At 69.6% G+C, this 19,299-nt stretch carries 14 protein-coding genes; 12 read left to right on the top strand and 2 right to left on the bottom strand.

Annotation, left to right across the window (positions count from 1 at the left end):
- Nucleotides 1-88 precede the first annotated feature (88 nt).
- Complete coding sequence (locus ACWV17_RS22990) at nt 89-1,084, bottom strand: hypothetical protein (protein WP_455361234.1); 996 nt, start codon at nt 1,082-1,084, stop codon at nt 89-91.
- A 136-nt stretch (nt 1,085-1,220) separates the two neighbouring features.
- Here ACWV17_RS22990 and ACWV17_RS22985 point away from each other — a divergent pair, with 136 nt between their 5' ends.
- The 11 genes from ACWV17_RS22985 to ACWV17_RS22935 all read left to right on the top strand — a co-directional run bounded on the left by ACWV17_RS22985 (nt 1,221) and on the right by ACWV17_RS22935 (nt 16,386).
- Entirely contained in the window at nt 1,221-3,842 is a 2,622-nt protein-coding gene (locus ACWV17_RS22985; protein ID WP_455361233.1) for a valine--tRNA ligase, read from the top strand.
- A 143-nt stretch (nt 3,843-3,985) separates the two neighbouring features.
- Nucleotides 3,986-5,485, top strand: coding sequence for a bifunctional tetrahydrofolate synthase/dihydrofolate synthase (gene folC, locus ACWV17_RS22980; RefSeq protein WP_455357052.1), 1,500 nt, complete (start codon nt 3,986-3,988; stop codon nt 5,483-5,485).
- Between the two features lie 3 nt (nt 5,486-5,488).
- Entirely contained in the window at nt 5,489-5,851 is a 363-nt protein-coding gene (locus ACWV17_RS22975; protein WP_455357051.1) for a DUF4233 domain-containing protein, read from the top strand.
- 110 nt (nt 5,852-5,961) lie between these two features.
- Nucleotides 5,962-6,375: a nucleoside-diphosphate kinase gene (gene ndk, locus ACWV17_RS22970; protein ID WP_455357050.1), complete on the top strand. Its 414-nt coding sequence runs from the start codon at nt 5,962-5,964 to the stop codon at nt 6,373-6,375.
- Between the two features lie 275 nt (nt 6,376-6,650).
- Entirely contained in the window at nt 6,651-7,670 is a 1,020-nt protein-coding gene (locus tag ACWV17_RS22965) for a rod shape-determining protein (protein WP_215065773.1), read from the top strand.
- A gap of 112 nt (nt 7,671-7,782) precedes the next feature.
- The gene (gene mreC, locus ACWV17_RS22960; RefSeq protein WP_455361232.1) at nt 7,783-8,724 is read left to right on the top strand and encodes a rod shape-determining protein MreC; all 942 of its coding nucleotides are present in this window, start codon (nt 7,783-7,785) and stop codon (nt 8,722-8,724) included.
- 12 nt (nt 8,725-8,736) lie between these two features.
- Nucleotides 8,737-9,414, top strand: a complete 678-nt coding sequence (gene mreD, locus ACWV17_RS22955) for a rod shape-determining protein MreD (protein WP_455361231.1) — start codon at nt 8,737-8,739, stop codon at nt 9,412-9,414.
- The gene (gene mrdA, locus ACWV17_RS22950; RefSeq protein WP_455357047.1) at nt 9,411-11,570 is read left to right on the top strand and encodes a penicillin-binding protein 2; all 2,160 of its coding nucleotides are present in this window, start codon (nt 9,411-9,413) and stop codon (nt 11,568-11,570) included. The genes mreD and mrdA overlap by 4 nt, the downstream gene beginning before the upstream one ends.
- The gene (gene rodA, locus ACWV17_RS22945; protein WP_455357046.1) at nt 11,570-12,769 is read left to right on the top strand and encodes a rod shape-determining protein RodA; all 1,200 of its coding nucleotides are present in this window, start codon (nt 11,570-11,572) and stop codon (nt 12,767-12,769) included. The genes mrdA and rodA overlap by 1 nt, the downstream gene beginning before the upstream one ends.
- 49 nt (nt 12,770-12,818) lie before the next feature.
- Nucleotides 12,819-14,375 carry a CYTH and CHAD domain-containing protein gene (locus tag ACWV17_RS22940; RefSeq protein ID WP_455361230.1) on the top strand — a complete coding sequence of 519 codons (1,557 nt, stop codon included), beginning with the start codon at nt 12,819-12,821 and terminating at the stop codon, nt 14,373-14,375.
- A gap of 79 nt (nt 14,376-14,454) precedes the next feature.
- A complete protein-coding gene (locus ACWV17_RS22935; protein ID WP_455361229.1) occupies nt 14,455-16,386 on the top strand; it encodes a TIGR03960 family B12-binding radical SAM protein in 1,932 nt (643 codons plus the stop codon).
- 47 nt (nt 16,387-16,433) lie between these two features.
- On the opposite strand, the gene ACWV17_RS22930 is transcribed toward ACWV17_RS22935, so the two are convergent.
- A complete protein-coding gene (locus tag ACWV17_RS22930; RefSeq protein WP_455361228.1) occupies nt 16,434-17,873 on the bottom strand; it encodes a recombinase family protein in 1,440 nt (479 codons plus the stop codon).
- 445 nt (nt 17,874-18,318) lie between these two features.
- Between ACWV17_RS22930 and ACWV17_RS22925 the strand changes: the two genes are divergently transcribed.
- Nucleotides 18,319-19,095, top strand: coding sequence for a TIGR03936 family radical SAM-associated protein (locus ACWV17_RS22925; RefSeq protein WP_455357043.1), 777 nt, complete (start codon nt 18,319-18,321; stop codon nt 19,093-19,095).
- Nucleotides 19,096-19,299: the final 204 nt, after the last annotated feature.

Here is a 19,299-nt window from a genome sequence, read left to right as displayed (position 1 = left end):
CCCCCCCCCCCCCCCCCCCCCCCCCCCCCCCCCCCCCCCCCCCCCCCCCCCCCCCCCCCCCCCCCCCCCCCCCCTTCGTGTTGCTGCCTTACGCCTTGGCGCGGGCCGCGGTGTACAGCTTGCCCGCCAGGTCGGCGACGTCCTTCTGAGGCATGCTGCCGCCCGTCGCCATCGTGGAGATGTCGATGGCGTTCACCACGCCGTAGGTGCTGTAGTCGGCCCAGATGCAGGTCGGGATCTTGAACTCCTTGGGCTCGCCGGGCTTCGCATCGGCGTCCGTGTTGATGAACTTGAGGTCCTGACACTTCATCAGGGCACCCGAGAAGCCTTCTGGCTTGTACTCGGTGGGGCTGCCGATGAGCTCGACCTTGACGCCCGCGTCCTCCTTCTCGGTGTCGGTCTTGATCTCCTCGAAGGAAGTGTCGAGCACCTTCGCCGGGTCGGAGATCTCTCCCCACACACCGATGAAGTTCATGACCTTGCCCGAGAGCGGGTTGCTCGGGTCGGCGCCGGCAGCGTATTCGGCCTGGATCTGCTGCGGGTTGGTCACCCCGAGTGCGGCGGCTTCCTTCTTCTCCTCGTCGGTCAGGGGCTCGGACTTGTCGCCCTTGGCGCTCTTCTTGTACTCGCCGACCGTCGCCGGGGGCACGATCTTGTAGCCCTTGGTGCTGTCGGCCACGTCGCTGTTGCCGCCACCGCCGCCGGCCAGGAAGTACACCCCCGCGCCGATCACCGCGAGTGCCACCACCGCCGCGCCGATGATCAGGCCCGTCTTCTTCTTCGGGGCCGCCGGGGGCGGCGGGACCTGGCCGTACGGGGGCTGGGGCTGCTGGCCGTACGCGCCCGGCTGCTGGGGCTGGCTGTAGCCGCCGCCCTGCTGCTGCGGGTAGCCGTACCCCGGCTGCTGCGGCGGGACGCCCTGCGGGGCCTGCTGGGGGTAGCCGTAGCCGGGCTGGGGGGCCTGCGGCTGCTGGCCGTACGGGCCCGGCTGGCCCTGCGGCTGACCGTAAGGACCCGGCTGACCGTACGGTCCGGGCTGCTGAGGCTGCTGCCCACCGTACGGGCCCGGCTGGTTGTAGCTCATTCCTGGTTCCCCTCCAGATACTTATGCGTTCCGAACATCCTGGCGGAAGCGGACGGATCGCGGGGCACCGGGGGCGACAGCGTTACGGAACATTCCCGTTTCAGTACGGCACTGTGACACCTCTAAACTGTGGCTCGTGACCGAGAACACTCAGCAGACGCCAGCATCCACTCCCGAACTGCCGACCCAGTACGCGCCGGCCGAGGTAGAGGGGAAGCTGTACGAGCGCTGGGTAGAGCGCGGTTACTTCGCGGCGGATCCCAAGAGCGAGAAGCCCGCGTACACCATCGTCATCCCGCCGCCGAACGTCACGGGCAGCCTGCACCTCGGGCACGCCTTCCAGCACACGCTCATGGACGCCCTCACCCGCCGCAAGCGGATGCAGGGGTACGAGTCGCTGTGGCTGCCCGGCATGGACCACGCGGGCATCGCCACCCAGAACGTCGTCGAGCGCGAGCTCGCCAAGGAGGGCGTCTCCCGCCACGACCTGGGCCGGGACGCGTTCACCGAGCGCGTCTGGCAGTGGAAGGAAGAGTACGGCGGCAAGATCCTCGGCCAGATGCGCCGCCTCGGCGACGGAGTCGACTGGTCGCGCGAGCGCTTCACCATGGACGAGGGCCTGTCGAAGGCCGTCCAGACCATTTTCAAGAAGCTGTACGACGACGAGCTGATCTACCGTGCCGAGCGCATCATCAACTGGTGCCCGCGCTGTCTGACGGCCATCTCGGACATCGAGGTGGAGTACCAGGACGACGACGGCGAGCTCGTCTCGATCAAGTACGGCGAGGGCGAGGACGCCCTCGTCGTCGCGACGACGCGGGCCGAGACGATGCTCGGTGACACGGCCGTCGCCGTCCACCCGGACGACGAGCGGTACGCGCACCTCATCGGCAGGCAGATCAAGCTGCCGCTGACGAACCGCACGATCCCGGTCGTCGCCGACACGCACGTGGACCCGGAGTTCGGGACCGGTGCGGTCAAGGTGACGCCCGCGCACGACCCGAACGACTTCGCCATCGGCCAGCGGCACAACCTCGAGTCGCTGACCGTCATGGACGAGCGCGGTGTGATCACCGTCCACGGCCCCTTCCAGGGGCTGGACCGCTTCGAGGCGCGCTCCACGATCGTCGGCGCGCTGCGCGCCGAGGGCCGTATCGTCGCCGAGAAGCGTCCGTACGCGCACTCCGTCGGGCACTGCTCGCGCTGCAAGACGACGCTGGAGCCCCGGCTGTCCATGCAGTGGTGGGTCAAGGTCGAGCCGCTCGCGAAGGCCTCTGGTGACGCGGTCCGCGACGGCAAGGTCCAGATCCACCCGCAGGACATGTCCAAGCGGTACTTCGACTGGGTCGACAACATGCACGACTGGTGCATCTCGCGCCAGCTGTGGTGGGGCCACCGGATTCCCGTCTGGTACGGGCCTGAGGGCCAGGTCGTCTGTGTCGGACCGGACGACGAGGCGCCGACCGGTGAGGGCTGGACGCAGGACCCGGACGTCCTGGACACCTGGTTCTCCTCGGCCCTGTGGCCGTTCTCGACGCTCGGCTGGCCGGAACAGACCCCGGATCTGGAGAAGTTCTACGCCACGGATGTCCTGGTCACCGGCCACGACATCATCTTCTTCTGGGTCGCCCGGATGATGATGTTCGGTCTGTACGCGATGGACGGCGAGCCGCCGTTCCACACGATCGCGCTCACGGGTCTGGTCCGCGACCAGTTCGGCAAGAAGATGTCGAAGTCGTCGGGCACCGCCGTCGACCCGCTGGACTGGATGGACGCGTACGGCTCCGACGCCGTCCGCTTCACCCTGGCCAAGGGTGCCAACCCCGGCACCGACGTCCCGATCGGCGAGGACTGGGTCCAGGCCTCCCGCAACTTCGCCAACAAGATCTGGAACGCGACCCGCTTCGCGCTGATGAACGGCGCGACCGTCGAGGGTGAACTGCCGCCCGTCGAGCAGCTGTCGGCGACCGACCGGTGGATCCTTTCCCGGCTGAACGCGACGATCGCGGAAGTCGACGCGTACTACGACGACTACCAGTTCTCCAAGCTCGCCGACGCGCTCTACCACTTCGCGTGGGACGAGGTCTTCGACTGGTACGTCGAGCTGTCCAAGACGACGTTCTTCGAGGGCGGCGAGCAGGCGCGGGTCTCCGGCCGGGTGCTGGGCGAGGTCCTCGATGTGACGCTCCGGCTGCTCCACCCGGTCGTCCCCTTCGTCACCGAGACGCTGTGGACCACGCTCACCGGCCGCGATTCCGTCGTCATCGCCGACTGGCCCCAGGACAGCGGCTTCCGTGACATCGCCGCCGAGCGCGAGATCGGCAACCTCCAGCAGGTGATCACCGAGGTCCGCCGGTTCCGCGCCGACCAGGGACTGCAGCCCGGCCAGAAGGTCCCGGCCCGGCTGGACCTGTCCGGTACGGAGCTCGCGGCGCACGAGGCGGCCATCCGTCAGCTGCTGCGTCTGCAGCCGGAGGGGGAGGGCTTCAGCGCCACCGCGACCCTGCCGGTCGCCGGCGCGACCGTGGCCCTGGACCTGTCCGGCACGATCGACGTCGCGGCCGAGCGCAAGCGGCTGGCCAAGGATCTGGCCGCGGCCGAGAAGGAGAAGGCGCAGGCGGAGGGCAAGCTCGGCAACGAGGCCTTCCTGGCCAAGGCGCCGGACAACGTCGTGGACAAGATCCGCGGCCGGCTGACGAAGGCCGAGGCGGACATCGCCCGCATCCAGGCCCAGCTGGAGAACCTCCCGCAGGCGTAGCCGGCCGCTGTACGAGCGCGAGGGCCCCCGAACCGTGTACCGCGTGTACCGGTCCGGGGGCCTAGGGCCTGTCCGGCCCCCGGGTTGGGGGCTTCGGCAGGGCGGTCGGCGGTGCTGTCCGTGGTTCTCCGTAGACTGGCCCTGTGAGCGAGCAGCCCGACCCCACCGACCGCTTCGACGACATCGTCGAAGCCGAGACCGACCGCGACCCCGACCTGGCGGTGATCGAGGCCGGCAGCCGCACGCTGCGCACCCAGGCCGGACCGCCGCAGGGCGACCCCGTACCCGGCCGTCCGCAGGACCCCGAGGTGGACAAGGCGCTGCGGGAGGTGGAGGAGGAGCTCGCGGGCCGCTGGGGCGAGACCAAGCTGGATCCCTCGGTGTCGCGCATCGCGGCGCTGATGGACGTCCTGGGCGAACCGCAGCACGCGTACCCCTCGATCCACATCACCGGCACCAACGGCAAGACCAGCACCGCCCGCATGATCGAGGCGCTGCTCGGCGCCTTCGAGCTGCGCACCGGGCGGTACACCAGCCCGCACGTCCAGTCGATCACCGAGCGGATCAGCCTGGACGGGGTGCCGATCGACGCCGAGCGGTTCGTCGAGGCGTACCGCGACATCTACCCGTACGTCGAGATGGTCGACGTCGGCGAGCAGTTCCGGCTGTCGTTCTTCGAGGTGCTCACCGGCATGGCGTACGCGGCCTTCGCGGACGCCCCGGTGGACGTGGCCGTCGTCGAGGTCGGCATGGGCGGCACTTGGGACGCGACCAACGTCATCGACGCCTCGGTCGCCGTGGTCACCCCGATCGACCTGGACCACACCGACCGCCTCGGCTCCACTCCCGGCGAGATCGCCGCGGAGAAGGGCGGCATCATCAAGCAGGGCGCCACCGTGATCCTCGCGCAGCAGCCGGTGGACGCGGCGCAGGTACTGCTCAAGAAGGCCGTCGAGGTGGACGCCACGGTGGCCCGCGCGGGCATGGAGTTCGGCGTGGTCGCCCGGGAGGTCGCGGTGGGCGGGCAGCAGTTGACGCTGCGCGGCCTCGGCGGCGAGTACCAGGACATCTTCCTCCCGCTGCACGGTGCGCACATGGCGCAGAACGCCGCGGTGGCCCTCGCCGCCGTCGAGGCGTTCTTCGGCATCGGCGCGGAGCAGGCCCACCCGCTGGACATCGACACGGTCCGCAAGGCCTTCGCCTCGGTGGTCTCGCCGGGCCGCCTGGAAGTCGTACGGCGCAGTCCGACGGTGCTCCTGGACGCCGCGCACAACCCGGCGGGTGCCCGCGCCACGGCGGACGCGGTCACCGAGGCCTTCGGCTTCAGCCGTCTGGTCGGGGTGGTCGGCGCGAGCGGCGACAAGGACGTGAAGGGCCTCTTCGAGGGCTTCGAGCCGATCTTCGCCGAGGTCGTCGTCACCCAGAACTCCAGCCACCGGTCGATGGACGCGGACGCGCTCGCGGCGATCGCCGTGGAGGTCTTCGGCCCGGACCGGGTGCAGGTCGAGCCGCGGCTCGACGACGCCCTGGAGGCGGCGATCACCCTCGCCGAGGAGGAGGCCGAGTACGCGGGGGCCGGCGTACTGGTCACCGGTTCCGTGATCACGGTCGGCGAGGCCCGGCTGCTGCTGAGGAGGGGCTGACCCATGCGGACACTGTGTGCGAGCACGCTCATCGCCGAGTTCTTCGTGATCGGTTTCGCCGGGCTGGTCGCCATGAAGGGCGATCTGTCCGCGGCCACGGTCTGGACGGTGTGCGGCATCGGGATGCTGCTGTCCGTCCTGCTCTGCGGGATGCTGAGCCGCCCCGGCGCGGTGCAGACGGGCTGGGCGCTCCAGATCGGGCTGATCCTGAGCGGCCTCGTCGTCACCGAGATGTTCCTCCTCGGCGCGGCCTTCGCGGCGCTGTGGTGGGCCTCGGTGCACTACGGGCGGCGGATCGACGAGGCGAAGGCGCGGTGGGCAGCCCAGGCCGAGGCGCAGCCCTCCGCCGGACCCGGCCCTGCGTGAGCCTGACGCTGCGTGACGACTGACGCTGCGTGACGATTGCCCCGTTCGGCCCTGTAGCCTCAGCCTCGGAGCACCCGCTCACCGACGTACGTACAAAAGGAGCTCGCACCGTGAGCCAGCGCACCCTCGTCCTGCTCAAGCCCGACGCCGTACGCCGTGGTCTGATCGGCGAGATCATCGGCCGGATCGAGCGCAAGGCGAACTGGACCATCCCCGCGCTGGAGCTGCGCACGCTGGACCAGGACACCCTGGAGGCGCACTACGGCGAGCACAAGGGCAAGCCCTTCTACGAGCCGCTGGTCGCCTTCATGTCCTCCGGGCCGGTCGTCGCCCTGGTGGTCGAGGGTGAGCGCGTCATCGAGGGCGTCCGTGCGCTGGCCGGACCGACCGACCCGATCGCCGCCGCGCCCGGCTCCATCCGGGGGGATTTCGGCACCATCGTCCGGGAGAACCTCATTCACGCCTCGGATTCCGAGGAGTCCGCGGAGCGTGAGCTGAAGCTGTTCTTTCCCTCTTTCTCCTGACGGGGCATCAGCCATATAGCGCTCTCGACCTGGGGCGACCGAAGTAATTTCGGTCGCCCTTCGGTATACGTACGGCGATCCCGGGAACGCATCGACCCGACACAACGTCACCATGAGTGGGGCGGGTACGTGTTCCGCCGACTTTGACGGAGTCCCCTCGCGCGGTGTCGCACCTGCGGCACTACGATGGACCTTCACCCACACACACCCACCTCGCCGACCTACAAGCCAGCAGCTTCACCGGGAAGGCCAGACGTATCTCCATGGGGAACAACATGTCGTTCATCGGCCGTGACATGGCTGTCGACCTCGGGACCGCCAACACGCTGGTGTACGTCAGGGGCCGGGGGATCGTCCTCAACGAGCCGTCCGTCGTCGCCATCAACACGAACACCGGCGGAATCCTCGCGGTCGGCTCCGAGGCGAAGAAGATGATCGGCCGGACGCCCGGCAACATCGTGGCGGTCCGACCGCTCAAGGACGGCGTCATCGCCGACTTCGAGATCACCGAGCGGATGCTCCGCTACTTCATCCTGAAGATCCACAAGCGTCGCTACCTGGCGCGCCCGCGTGTCGTCGTCTGCGTCCCCTCCGGTATCACCGGGGTCGAGCGCCGCGCCGTCATCGAGGCATCCACCCAGGCCGGCGCCCGCCAGGTGCACATCATCGAGGAGCCGATGGCCGCGGCGATCGGCGCCGGCCTGCCGGTCCACGAGGCCACCGGCAACATGGTGGTGGACATCGGCGGCGGCACCACCGAGGTGGCCGTCATCTCGCTCGGAGGAATCGTTACCGCTCAGTCGATCCGGGTGGCCGGCGACGAGCTGGACAACGCGATCATCCAGCACATCAAGAAGGAGTACTCCCTCCTCCTGGGCGAACGCACCGCCGAACAGATCAAGATCACCATCGGCTCGGCGTACGACCTGGACAAGGACGAGCACACCGAGATCCGCGGCCGTGACCTGGTCTCCGGTCTGCCCAAGACCGTGGTCATCTCCGCCGCCGAGGTCCGCAAGGCCATCGAGGAGCCGGTCAACGCGATCGTCGACGCGGTCAAGACCACGCTCGACAAGTGCCCGCCCGAGCTCTCCGGCGACGTCATGGACCGCGGCATCGTCCTCACCGGCGGCGGCGCCCTGCTGCGCGGCCTCGACGAGCGGCTGCGCCGCGAGACCGGGATGCCGATCCACATCGCGGAGGATCCGCTGGACTCGGTGGCGCTCGGGTCCGGCAAGTGCGTGGAGGAGTTCGAGGCGCTCCAGCAGGTGCTGGACGCCCAGCCCCGCAGGTGACGGTTCACGACGGCGCACCCTGAATCCGCCGTACGGGGGCCTGACCTCCCGTACGGCGGATCGTTGACATACCGCACAGTAGTTTTCGACGAGGAAGGCACGGCCGCCGCACGTGAGGGACACACGAGAGAGCCGGCTGCTCCTGGTGCTGCTGATCGCCATCGCGTTCGCACTGATCACGGTGGACATCCGCGGCGGAGAGGAGTCACCGGTCGACGGTGCCCGGCAGGCCGCCGCCACGGTCTTCGGCCCGGTGGAGAACGGGGTCGCCACCGCGGTCGACCCGATCGGCAACGCCATAGGGGCGGTGCGCGACTCCGGTGAGCGGCACAACCGGATCACCGTGCTGGAGCGGGAGAACGCCGCGCTGAAGGCCAGACTCGGCAGCGACGACCGCAACCGCAGCCGTATCCGCGAGCTCGACGACATGCTCAAGAAGGCCGGCGCGGGGCAGTACGGAATCAAGGGCGCCGAGGTCATCGCGATAGGAGCGGCCCAGGGCTTCTCCTGGACCGTCACCATCGACGCCGGCAGCAAGGACGGCATCAGCCGCGACATGACCGTCCTCAACGGCGACGGACTCGTCGGCCGGGTCACCACCGTCGGCCCGGACACCGCCACCGTCCTGCTGGCCAACGACCCCGACTTCACCGTCGGCACCCGCCTGGAGAACACCGGCGAACTCGGCTTCGCCACCGGCCAGGGCGACCGCGCGCTGCGCGTCCAGCTGCTCAACGGAAAGGCCAAGGTCAAGAAGGGCGACCGTCTGGTGACGTTCGGCTCGCGCGGCGCCAGGCCGTTCGTACCGGGAGTCCCGATCGGCGAGATCATCCGCGTCGACCCCTCCGGCGGCGACCTGACCCGTACCGTCATGGTCCGCCCGTACGTCGGCTTCAGCAGGCTGGACATCGTCGGCGTCGTCGTCCAGCCGCCGCGCGATGATCCCCGCGACATGGTCCTGCCGCCCAAGCCCGCCCCGCCGAAGCCCACGCCGACGGTCACTGTCACGGTCACTCCTTCGGCGGACGCCCAGGCCGACGGCACCGAGCAGTAGGAGCTGAACCTCATGCGCTTCAACCGGATTCTGCTCTCGATCACCCTGGTGGTCGTCGCTCTGGTCGTCCAGGTGACCGTGCTGGCCCGGCTCCAACTCCCCGGCGCGGTCCCCGACCTGGTTCTGCTCACCGTCCTGGCCCTCGCGCTCGTCTACGGGCACGTCAGCGGCGCCCTCATCGGCTTCGGCGCGGGGCTCCTCTCCGACCTCGCCCCGCCGGCCGACCACGCCGCCGGCCGCTACGCGCTCGTCCTGTGCGTGACCGGCTATCTGGCCGGCCTCGCCAAGCCGGACACCGGCCGCCAGCTGCGCTCCGCCACCGGGCCGATGGCCGTGGTCGTGGCCGCCGCGATCGGCTCGACGCTGCTGTACGCGGGTGTGGGCGCCCTGGTCGGCGACACCGCGGCCCGTCATGTCGGCCTGACCGGGCTGCTGTTCACCGCGGTCGTGTACGACCTGGTGCTCGCCCCCTTCACCGTGCCGCTGATCATCGCCCTGGCGAGACGCGCCGAGAACGATCCGCTCGCCGAGACCCAGAAGAACGGCGGCGCCGGCACCGACGTCGCCTCCGGCTGGCTCTCCTCAGGCACCGGGCTGCGCATCGGCAACCAGCGCGGCGGCCTGCGGGTCAGGGCGGCGAAGAACAGGGCGGCAAAGGCAGGACGTATCAAGGGGGTCAAGAGGCTGTGAGCAACATTCCCGAGACGGGCCGAACCCCCCGGGTCCAGATCCGGCTCGTCGCCATCCAGGTCCTCGTCTTCTCCCTGCTCCTCACCCTCGGCGGACGCCTGTGGTACCTCCAGATCCGCAACGGTGAGGAGTACACCGACGAGGCGAAGAACAACCACGTCCAGAAGGTGGTCCAGCCGGCCGTCCGCGGCTCGATCCTCGACGCCCGCGGCGTCCCGCTCGCCGACAACGAGACCCGCCTCGTCGTCTCCGCCAGCCGCACCGAGCTGATGAAGATGAAGGACGACGGCAAGGCCGTGCTCGCGCGCCTCGCCGAAGTCCTGGACATGAAGCCCAAGGACGTCGCCGACAAGGTCCGGCTGTGCGACTCCGAGACCCCGCAGCCCTGCTGGAACGGCTCGCCGTACCAGCCGATCCCGGTCACCGACGAGGCCACCACACAGCAGGCGCTCCAGATCCGCGAACGCGCGGAGGACTTCCCCGGCATCACCGCCGAGCCCACCGCCGTGCGCCGCTACCCCGCGCCCGGCAAGGCCAACACCGCCCAGGTGCTCGGCTACCTCTCCCCGGTCACCGACGAGGAGATCAAGAAGGCCGAGGACACCCGCTCGCCGCTGCTGCGCTCGGACCAGATCGGCCGCTCCGGCCTGGAGCGGACGTACGACAGTGAGCTGCGCGGCAAGGCGGGCGTCACCCGGTACGAGGTCGACAACCTGGGCCGCGTCATCGGCGAGGCCGACAACGACGAGGCCGTGCCCGGCGCCCACGTCGTCACCAGCATCGACGCGCGGGTGCAGGCGGTCGCCGAGTACCAGCTCGACGCGGCCATGAAGGAAGCCCGCAAGCAGCACGACCGCAACACCAACCAGAACTACAAGGCCGACGCGGGTGCCGTCGTCGTCATGGAGTCCAAGACCGGCCGGGTGGTGGCGATGGCCTCCAACCCGACGTACGACCCGAACGCCTGGGTCGGCGGAATCTCCGGCAAGGACTACGCCAGACTCACCAGCAAGAGCTCCAACTACCCGCTGCTGAACCGGGCGATCCAGGGCCAGGCGGCCCCCGGCTCGATCTTCAAGGTCATCCCGACCACGGCCGCGGTCAACGCCGGCTACGACTTCAACGGCCGCTACCCGTGCCCCAGCTCGTACTCCATCGGCGGACAGGTCTTCAAGAACTTCGAGTCCCAGGGCCACGGCAGCATCAGCCTCGGCAAGGCCCTCGAAGTCTCCTGCGACACCGTCTACTACGCCCTGGCCCACCAGCAGTGGCGGAAGGACGGCGGCAACAAGCCCAAGAAGGACCCGGCGGACTGGTTCTACAAGACCGCCCACCAGTTCGGCCTGGGCAAGGAGACCGGCATCGACCTGCCCAACGAGGTCACCGGCCGGGTCCCCGACCGCCAGTGGAAGAAGGACTTCTGGGCGGCCAACAAGGACGGCTGGTGCAAGCAGGGCAAGAAGGGCGGCACGTACGTCGAGCTGCTCGCCTACGAGAACTGCCTCGAAGGCATGAAGATGCGCGCCGGTGACTCCGTCAACTACTCGATCGGGCAGGGCGACACGCTCGTCACCCCGATCCAGATGGCCACCATCTACGCCGCCATCTCCAACGGCGGCACGCTCGTCACCCCGACCGTCGGCAAGGCCGTCGTCAGCCCGGACGGCAAGTCGGTCCAGGAGATCAAGCCCAAGTCGCACGGCCGGCTCCCGATGGACGCCAAGACGCGCACGCTGATAAACGATGCCCTCGCGGGCGTCGCGACCCGCGGTACGGCCGCCTGGCGATTCGGCGGCTGGCCGCAGGACAAGATCCCGATGCACGCCAAGACGGGTACGGCCGAGGTCTACGGCAAGCAGACGACCTCCTGGTTCGCCACCTACACCCGCGACTACACGATCGTGATGACGATCTCCCAGGGTGGTACGGGTTCCGGGGCGTCCGGTCCGTTCGTGCGCAACATCTACGACGAGCTGTACGGCCTGGACAAGGAAGGCAACCAGGACCTCCGGAAGGCACTGCTGCCCCAGCCCCAGCAGGACCTCCCGAAGATCGGGAAGGACGGCTCGATCGACGCTCCGACGATCAAGCCGTACGTGCCGGCGAAGCCCGAGGACGAGAACAAGCAGCAGATCGCGGTCGGGAGGCGCGACTGATGGCCGACACCCACGGCTTCTCCGTCTCGCGGTACACCCCCGACCGCGGTATCTGGTCCCGGCTCACCGCCCGTGACTCGGTCCTGCGCCGGCTCGACTGGCCGCTGCTGCTCGCGTCGCTGGCGCTGTCCCTGATCGGCACGCTGCTGGTGTGGTCCGCCACCCGTAACCGCACCCAGCTCAACCAGGGCGACCCGTACTACTTCTTCTTCCGGCACGCCCTGAACACCGGCATCGGCCTGGTGCTGATGATCGGCACGATCTGGCTCGGGCACCGCACGCTGCGCGGCGCGGTCCCGGTCCTGTACGGGCTCTCGGTCGTGCTGGTGCTGCTCGTCCTCACCCCGCTCGGGGCGACCATCAACGGCGCGCACGCATGGATCGTGATCGGCGGCGGCTTCTCGCTGCAGCCGTCCGAGTTCGTCAAGATCACGATCATCCTGGGCATGGCCATGCTGCTGGCGGCCCGGGTCGACGCCGGCGACCAGCCCCATCCCGACCACCGCACGGTCATGAAGGCCCTGGGCATCGCGGTGCTGCCGATGGCCATCGTCATGCTGATGCCGGACCTCGGCTCGGTCATGGTGATGGTCGTGATCGTCCTCGGTGTCCTGCTCGCCTCGGGCGCCTCCAACCGCTGGGTACTCGGCCTGCTCGGCACGGGCGCGATGGGCGCCGTCCTGGTCTGGCAGCTCGGGGTTCTCGACGAGTACCAGATCAACCGCTTCGCCGCCTTCGCCAACCCCGAGCTCGACCCGGCGGGCGTCGGCTACAACACCAACCAGGCGCGCATCGCGATCGGGTCGGGCGGCCTCACCGGCACCGGTCTGTTCAAGGGATCGCAGACCACCGGCCAGTTCGTGCCGGAACAGCAGACCGACTTCGTGTTCACCGTCGCGGGCGAGGAGCTGGGCTTCCTGGGCGCGGGACTGATCTTGCTCCTGCTGGGAGTCGTGCTGTGGCGCGCGTGCCGGATCGCCCGTGAGACGACCGAGCTGTACGGCACGGTCGTGGCCGCCGGGATCATCGCCTGGTTCGCCTTCCAGTCCTTCGAGAACGTCGGCATGACGCTCGGCATCATGCCGGTGGCGGGCCTCCCGCTGCCGTTCGTCTCGTACGGCGGATCCTCGATGTTCGCGGTCTGGGTGGCGATCGGACTGCTGCAGTCCATCCGCGTACAACGCCCGATGTCCGCGTGATGTCCGCGTAGACCTGCCAAGGAAAGTCATTCGCGACTAAATTCGGTCTATGGCGGACACGAAGCGCGAGATCGAGCGGAAATTCGAGTTCACTGCGGCCGACGGCCACACCCGGCTGCCCGACCTGACCCTGGTGGCCGGGGTCGCGGCCGTCCTCGACCAGGGCGTCGTGGAACTCGACGCCACCTACTACGACACCCCGGACCAGCGGCTCGCCGCCGACTCCATCACGCTGCGCCGCAGAACCGGCGGAGCCGACGAGGGCTGGCACCTCAAACTGCCGGTGGCCCCGGGCGTGCGCGACGAGATCCGTGCCCCGCTCGGCGCCGGGACCGCGGGCGAGCCGGTGCCGGCCGCTCTCTCCGGTCTCGTACGCTCCCGGGTCCGTGACGCCGAGCTGGTCCCGCTCGTACGCCTGCTGTCCTCTCGCGACGTCCTCCATCTGGTCGACCGGGACGGCACGCTGCTCGCCGAGCTGAGCACGGACACCGTCCGCGCGGAACGCCTCGTCCCGGGCGGCGGTACGGCCGAATGGACCGAGATCGAGGTCGAGCTGGCGGACGACGGTGACCCGGTGTTCCTCGACGCGGTGGAGAAAAAGCTCCGCAAGGCCGGTGCACGGGTCTCGGACGCCCCCTCCAAGCTCGCCCGCGCCCTGGCGGAGACGGAGCCGGGCGGCAGGACGTTCTCCGCGAAGCCGTCCGCCGGCACCAACGGCAAGGACACCGCCGGGCGTTACGTCCTCGGCTACCTCCGGGAGCAGGTCGCCTCGCTCGTCGCCCACGACCCCGCGGTGCGACGGGACCTGCCCGACTCCGTGCACCAGATGCGGGTCGCCTCCCGCCGGATGCGCAGCGCCTTCAAGACGTACCGCAAGGTCATCGACCGGACCGTCACCGATCCCATCGGCGAGGAGCTCAGGTGGCTCGGCACGGAACTCGGCGTCGACCGGGACCTGGAGGTGCTGACCGAGCGACTGGAGTCCCGGATCGCCGAGGTGCCCGAAACCCTGCTGCTCGGCCCCGTCACCGCACGGCTGCAGATCTGGGGCGTGGCGCGCCGCTCGGGCTCCCGCCGCGGCACCCTCGACGTGCTGGAGAGCAAGCGGTACCTGGCCCTGCTGGAGTCGCTGGACGCCCTGCTGGCCGACCCGCCGCTGCGGTCCGCCGCCTCGCGGCCGCCGCACAAGGTGATCCCCAAAGCGGTGCTCAAGGACTATGACCGGCTGGCCGGCCGGGTCGAGCGCGCGCTCGACCTCGACCCGGGCGGGGAGCGGGACGTCGCGATGCACGAGGCCCGCAAGGCGGCCAAGCGGGCGCGCTACGCCGCCGAGCTGGCGCACCCGGCGCTGGGCAAGCCGGCCAAGCGGTTCGCCAAGCGGATGAAGTCCGTACAGAACCTGCTCGGCGACCACCAGGACAGCGTCGTGGCCCGCGAGTCCCTGCGGACCCTCGCCATCCAGGCGCACGCGGCGGGGGAGAGCGACTTCACCTGGGGACTGCTCTACGGACACGAGGAGGCGCAGGCGGTGCGGCGCGAGCGCGAGCTGCCGGAGGTGTGGAGGAAGGCGTCCCGGCCCGGACTGCGCGACGGCCTGACGGCGTAACCATCACGTCGTCCGGGGGCGGCCCCCAATCGGGTTACGCTTGTGAGTCGCCCCCCGCCAGCTCACGAAGGTTCGCGAGATGTCTGCTGCCGAGTCGGTCTTCCCACAGCTCGAAGCTCTGCTCCCGCATGTGCAGAAGCCCATCCAGTACGTCGGCGGTGAGCTCAACTCCACCGTCAAACCGTGGGACAGCTGCGACGTTCGCTGGGCGCTCATGTACCCGGACGCGTACGAGGTCGGGCTGCCCAACCAGGGCGTCATGATCCTCTACGAGGTGCTCAACGAGCGCGAGGGCGTGCTCGCCGAGCGCACCTACAGCGTGTGGCCGGACCTCGAAGAGCTGATGCGGGAGCACAAGGTCCCGCAGTTCACCGTGGACAGCCACCGGCCGGTGAAGGCGTTCGACGTCTTCGGGCTGAGCTTCTCCACCGAGCTCGGCTACACCAACATGCTCACCGCCCTGGACCTGGCGGGCATCCCGCTCGATTCGGCGGACCGCACGCTCGACGACCCGATCGTGCTCGCCGGCGGCCACGCCGCCTTCAACCCCGAGCCGATCGCGGACTTCATCGACTGCGCGGTCATCGGCGACGGCGAGCAGGCCGTCCTCGACATGACCGAGATCATCCGCGCGTGGAAGGCCGAGGGCCGTCCGGGTGGGCGGGACGAGGTCCTGTTCCGCCTCGCGAAGACCGGCAATGTCTACGTCCCGCGGTTCTACGACGTCGAGTACCTGCCCGACGGCCGTATCGCCCGCGTCGTACCGAACAGGTCCGGTGTGCCGTGGCGCGTGTCGAAGCACACCGTCATGGACCTCGACGAGTGGCCGTACCCGAAGCAGCCGCTGGTCCCGCTCGCGGAGACCGTCCACGAGCGGATGTCCGTCGAGATCTTCCGCGGCTGCACCCGCGGCTGCCGTTTCTGCCAGGCCGGCATGATCACGCGCCCCGTGCGGGAGCGAAGCATCACCGGCATCGGCGACATGGTCGATCGCGGTCTCAAGGCGACCGGCTTCGAGGAGGTCGGCCTGCTCTCGCTGTCCTCCGCCGACCACAGCGAGATCGGCGACATCGCCAAGGGCCTCGCGGACCGGTACGAGGAAGACAAGATCGGCCTCTCGCTGCCCTCCACCCGCGTGGACGCGTTCAACGTCGACCTGGCCAACGAGCTGACGCGCAACGGCCGTCGGTCCGGACTGACCTTCGCCCCCGAGGGCGGCTCCGAGCGCATGCGCAAGGTCATCAACAAGATGGTCTCGGAGGAGGACCTGATCCGTACGGTCTCCACGGCGTACGGCAACGGCTGGCGCCAGGTGAAGCTGTACTTCATGTGCGGCCTGCCGACCGAGACCGACGAGGACGTGCTCCAGATCGGCGACATGGCGGTCAAGGTCATCGCGGAGGGCCGCAAGGTCTCCGGCCAGAACGACATCCGCTGCACGGTGTCGATCGGCGGCTTCGTACCCAAGCCGCACACCCCGTTCCAGTGGGCCCCGCAGCTCTCCGCCGAGGAGACGGACGCCCGCCTGGAGAAGCTGCGCGACAAGATCCGCGGCGACAAGAAGTACGGCCGCTCCATCGGCTTCCGCTACCACGACGGCAAGCCGGGCATCGTCGAGGGCCTGCTCTCGCGCGGCGACCGGAGGATTGGCGCGGTCATCCGCGCCGTCTACGAGTCGGGCGGCCGTTTCGACGGCTGGCGTGAGCACTTCTCGTACGACCGGTGGATGGAGGCGGCCGACAAGACGCTGCCCGCGTTCGGCGTGGACGTCGCCTGGTACACCACGCGCGAGCGTACGTATGAGGAGGTCCTGCCCTGGGACCACCTGGACTCCGGTCTCGACAAGGACTGGCTCTGGGAGGACTGGCAGGACGCGCTCGACGAGACCGAGGTCGAGGACTGCCGCTGGACCCCGTGCTTCGACTGCGGTGTCTGCCCTCAGCTCGGCCTGGACATCCAGATCGGCCCGACCGGCAAGAAGCTGCTGCCGCTGTCGGTCGTCAACAAGTAGCAGCGCGTGCTCCTCGGCCCCGTCCGCGAAGGACGGGGCCGTCGGCGTCAACGGACCAGGTCTGGGAAGGCGTCCCGCTTGATGATCAGGCGCTCCCCGGCATCGGGTGGAATGCTGAGCTCCAGTCCGACCTCGGGCGCTCTGCTTCCGGGGATCTTGGCGCGACTGACCTGGCAGGTGACTCCAGCCCGCCGCAAATCGTCGGTCATAACCTCTCGGCCCTCGCGTTCCCAGCGGTCGCCGAAGGTCTCACCGCTCGCTGCGACGACCCAATGCGGCTCGGCCTGTCGAGGGCCCGCTCCGCCGCGCGCGTATTCCCGTACGCGTACCGGCCGTGCACCCAATGCGGACATGACCTGGGCGCTGAGCGCCCGATACACGGCATCCGGATCAGGGGCGCCCAATCCTCCGCTCGGACAGTTCCTGCAGCGCAGGTAGGCGTAGGTGCGGCCCTGGACCGCGGTCCGCTGGACGGTCATGTTGGTGCCGCAGTCCGCACAGACCAGGACACCGAGGAACGAGGTCGCCCCGCCGGGGTTGCGACGTGGCTGCGACGTGCTGCGCCGGTCGAGGGCGGTCTGGAGGTCCTGCCACTCCGCCTCCGTGAAGATCGGGTCTGCCACGCGGACAGGGACGCCGTCCTTGTCCCGGACGATCTTGGACCGGCGGACGCCGCCCTCCTTGTCCTCGACGACGCGCAGCCCCATCAGTGCGGGATTCCGCAACCTCCTCAGGAGAGTGCTGACCGTCCACTGCCCACCACCGCCGGTGGGGACCCCACCGCGGATGAGGACGGTGGTCATGCGACGTGCCGTGACTCCCCGTACCGCCGCGCCGTGACACCACCGGAGCACGCGCTGCGCCTGCGGCTCGATGACCAGCCGGCTGCCATAGGTCGCATATCCGTAGGGTGGTTTCCCCACGAGCCAGTCCGACTGCGTTTTGGCGTAGTCCCAGAGGCTCGTCACCCGGGCGCTCGTGCTGCCCGTCTCGATCTCCGCCAGAGCGCCGATGAGCTCTGCCGTGGCCTTGCCGAGCGGGGTGGACAGGTCGATGACGTCGTGCTTCGAGACCATGTTCTTCCCATGGGCCGAGCACCAATCGATCATGGCGCTGAGGTCGGTCACCCGTCGGACGAAGCGGTCCATCCTCCAGAAGAGGATCACATCGAAGTCCGGTACCCGGTCGTTCAGCCAACGCCCCAGTTCCTTGCGCTGCCACGGCGGGACCCGGGTGGCGGAGACATTGAGGTCCCTGGCGACACCCACCACGCGCAACCCGCGTTCCATGGCCAGGCTCCGCAGTTCGAGTTCCTGCCGCACGGGCGACGTGGTGTCCGTGGTGAGAGCCGAGAGCCGTACCGAGATCAGGGCGCGCGGGGCGTCCTCAGGAAGTGCGCTCTCGGCCCGCTGAAGTTCATCGAGCAACGCCAGGTCGGGGCCCCTCCAGTGGACGCCGGCTGTGAAAGTGCCCTGCTTCCGGTTCATTGATGTCCTCACGCCCGGACAACGACAGGTCTCGGCCCTGGTTTTGGGTGCGGGGGTTTATGTCCGCAGATGGACACGCAGATCCAGATCGGCCCGACGGGCAAGAAGCTGCTGCCGCTGACGGTCGTCAAGTAACCCGCGCACCCTTCGGAGGCCCTCACCGTCCGCGGTGGGGGCCTCCGCCGTGTTCGCGGGCCTCGGGTGGGCGTGGGGTGGGCGGGGAACCGACGGGGGCGCCGACGCGTACTCTGGGTAGTACAAGCGACTGCCGCCGGCGCGGCGCCCGCTCCCGAGATCTCCCCGCACAGCGGGCGTGAGCCGGACGGGGTGACGCCGAGGCGGCACCACCCTGATCCCGAGGGCGGCGCGCGAGAGCGCCGCCCCGCACCGAGGAGAAGAACCACTGGGCAAGCGACAGCCCGAAGGCCCGCCGCCCGCTCCGGCAGTGCAGCGCATCCGGTTGCGCTACACCAAGCGCGGCCGCCTCCGGTTCACCAGCCATCGTGACTTCCAGCGCGCTTTCGAGCGGGCGCTGCGCCGAGCCGAGGTGCCGATGGCGTACTCGGCCGGCTTCACCCCGCACCCGAAGGTGTCGTACGCCAATGCCGCACCCACCGGCACGGGCAGCGAGGCCGAGTATCTGGAGATCGCCCTCACCGAGTCCCGCGACCCCGACAAGCTGCGCGAGCTGCTCGACGAGTCGCTGCCGGACGGGCTCGACATCACCGACGCGGTCGAGGCCCGCACCTCGGGCCTCGCCGACCGGCTGACCGCCTCCGTCTGGGAGCTGCGTCTGGACGGCGTCGCGCTCGCGGACGCGGAGCGGGCCGTGGAGACCTTCCTGGCCGCCGAGGCCGTCGAGGTCCAGCGCCGTACCAAGAACGGCATGCGCAGCTTCGACGCGCGAGGCGCCGTGGCGGGTCTGCAGGCGCTTCCTTCCCAGGCTGATAGGACCGTGGGCGACGCCTGTGCGATACTGCGGCTGGTAGTACGGCACCTGACACCTGCCGTGCGACCCGACGACGTCCTGTCCGGTCTCCGAGCTGTGGCCGACCTGGCGCCGCCGGTCCCCGCTGCGGTGACCAGGCTGGCGCAGGGGCTCTTCGACGAGGAGTCCGGCACGGTGACCGACCCGCTCGCGCCCGACCGCGAGGCAGTCATGGCCGCCCCACCCACGGCCGCCGGACTCGCCGCCGCGAAGGCGCCGGAAGGTTCCGCGTAAAGCGGTCGTCGTTTGGCGCAGCCCTTGTACTCGGGAGCCACCTGGGTCGGGCAGCGCACTGACCTGAAGACTTTCGCCAGGCCGTACGCATGTCGCCTACGGAACCGGCGAGCTAGACACAGCTCCCGTGCGGCGCCCGCGCCCCGGACGGCGGTTCCGCGCACATCACGCGGACCGTGACGGACCGGAAACAGGCGTGGCGCC

The organism is Streptomyces mabaensis, from assembly GCF_053763515.1.
Note: the sequence above shows the minus strand (reverse complement) of the source record. Positions and strands in the feature narration are given on the sequence as shown.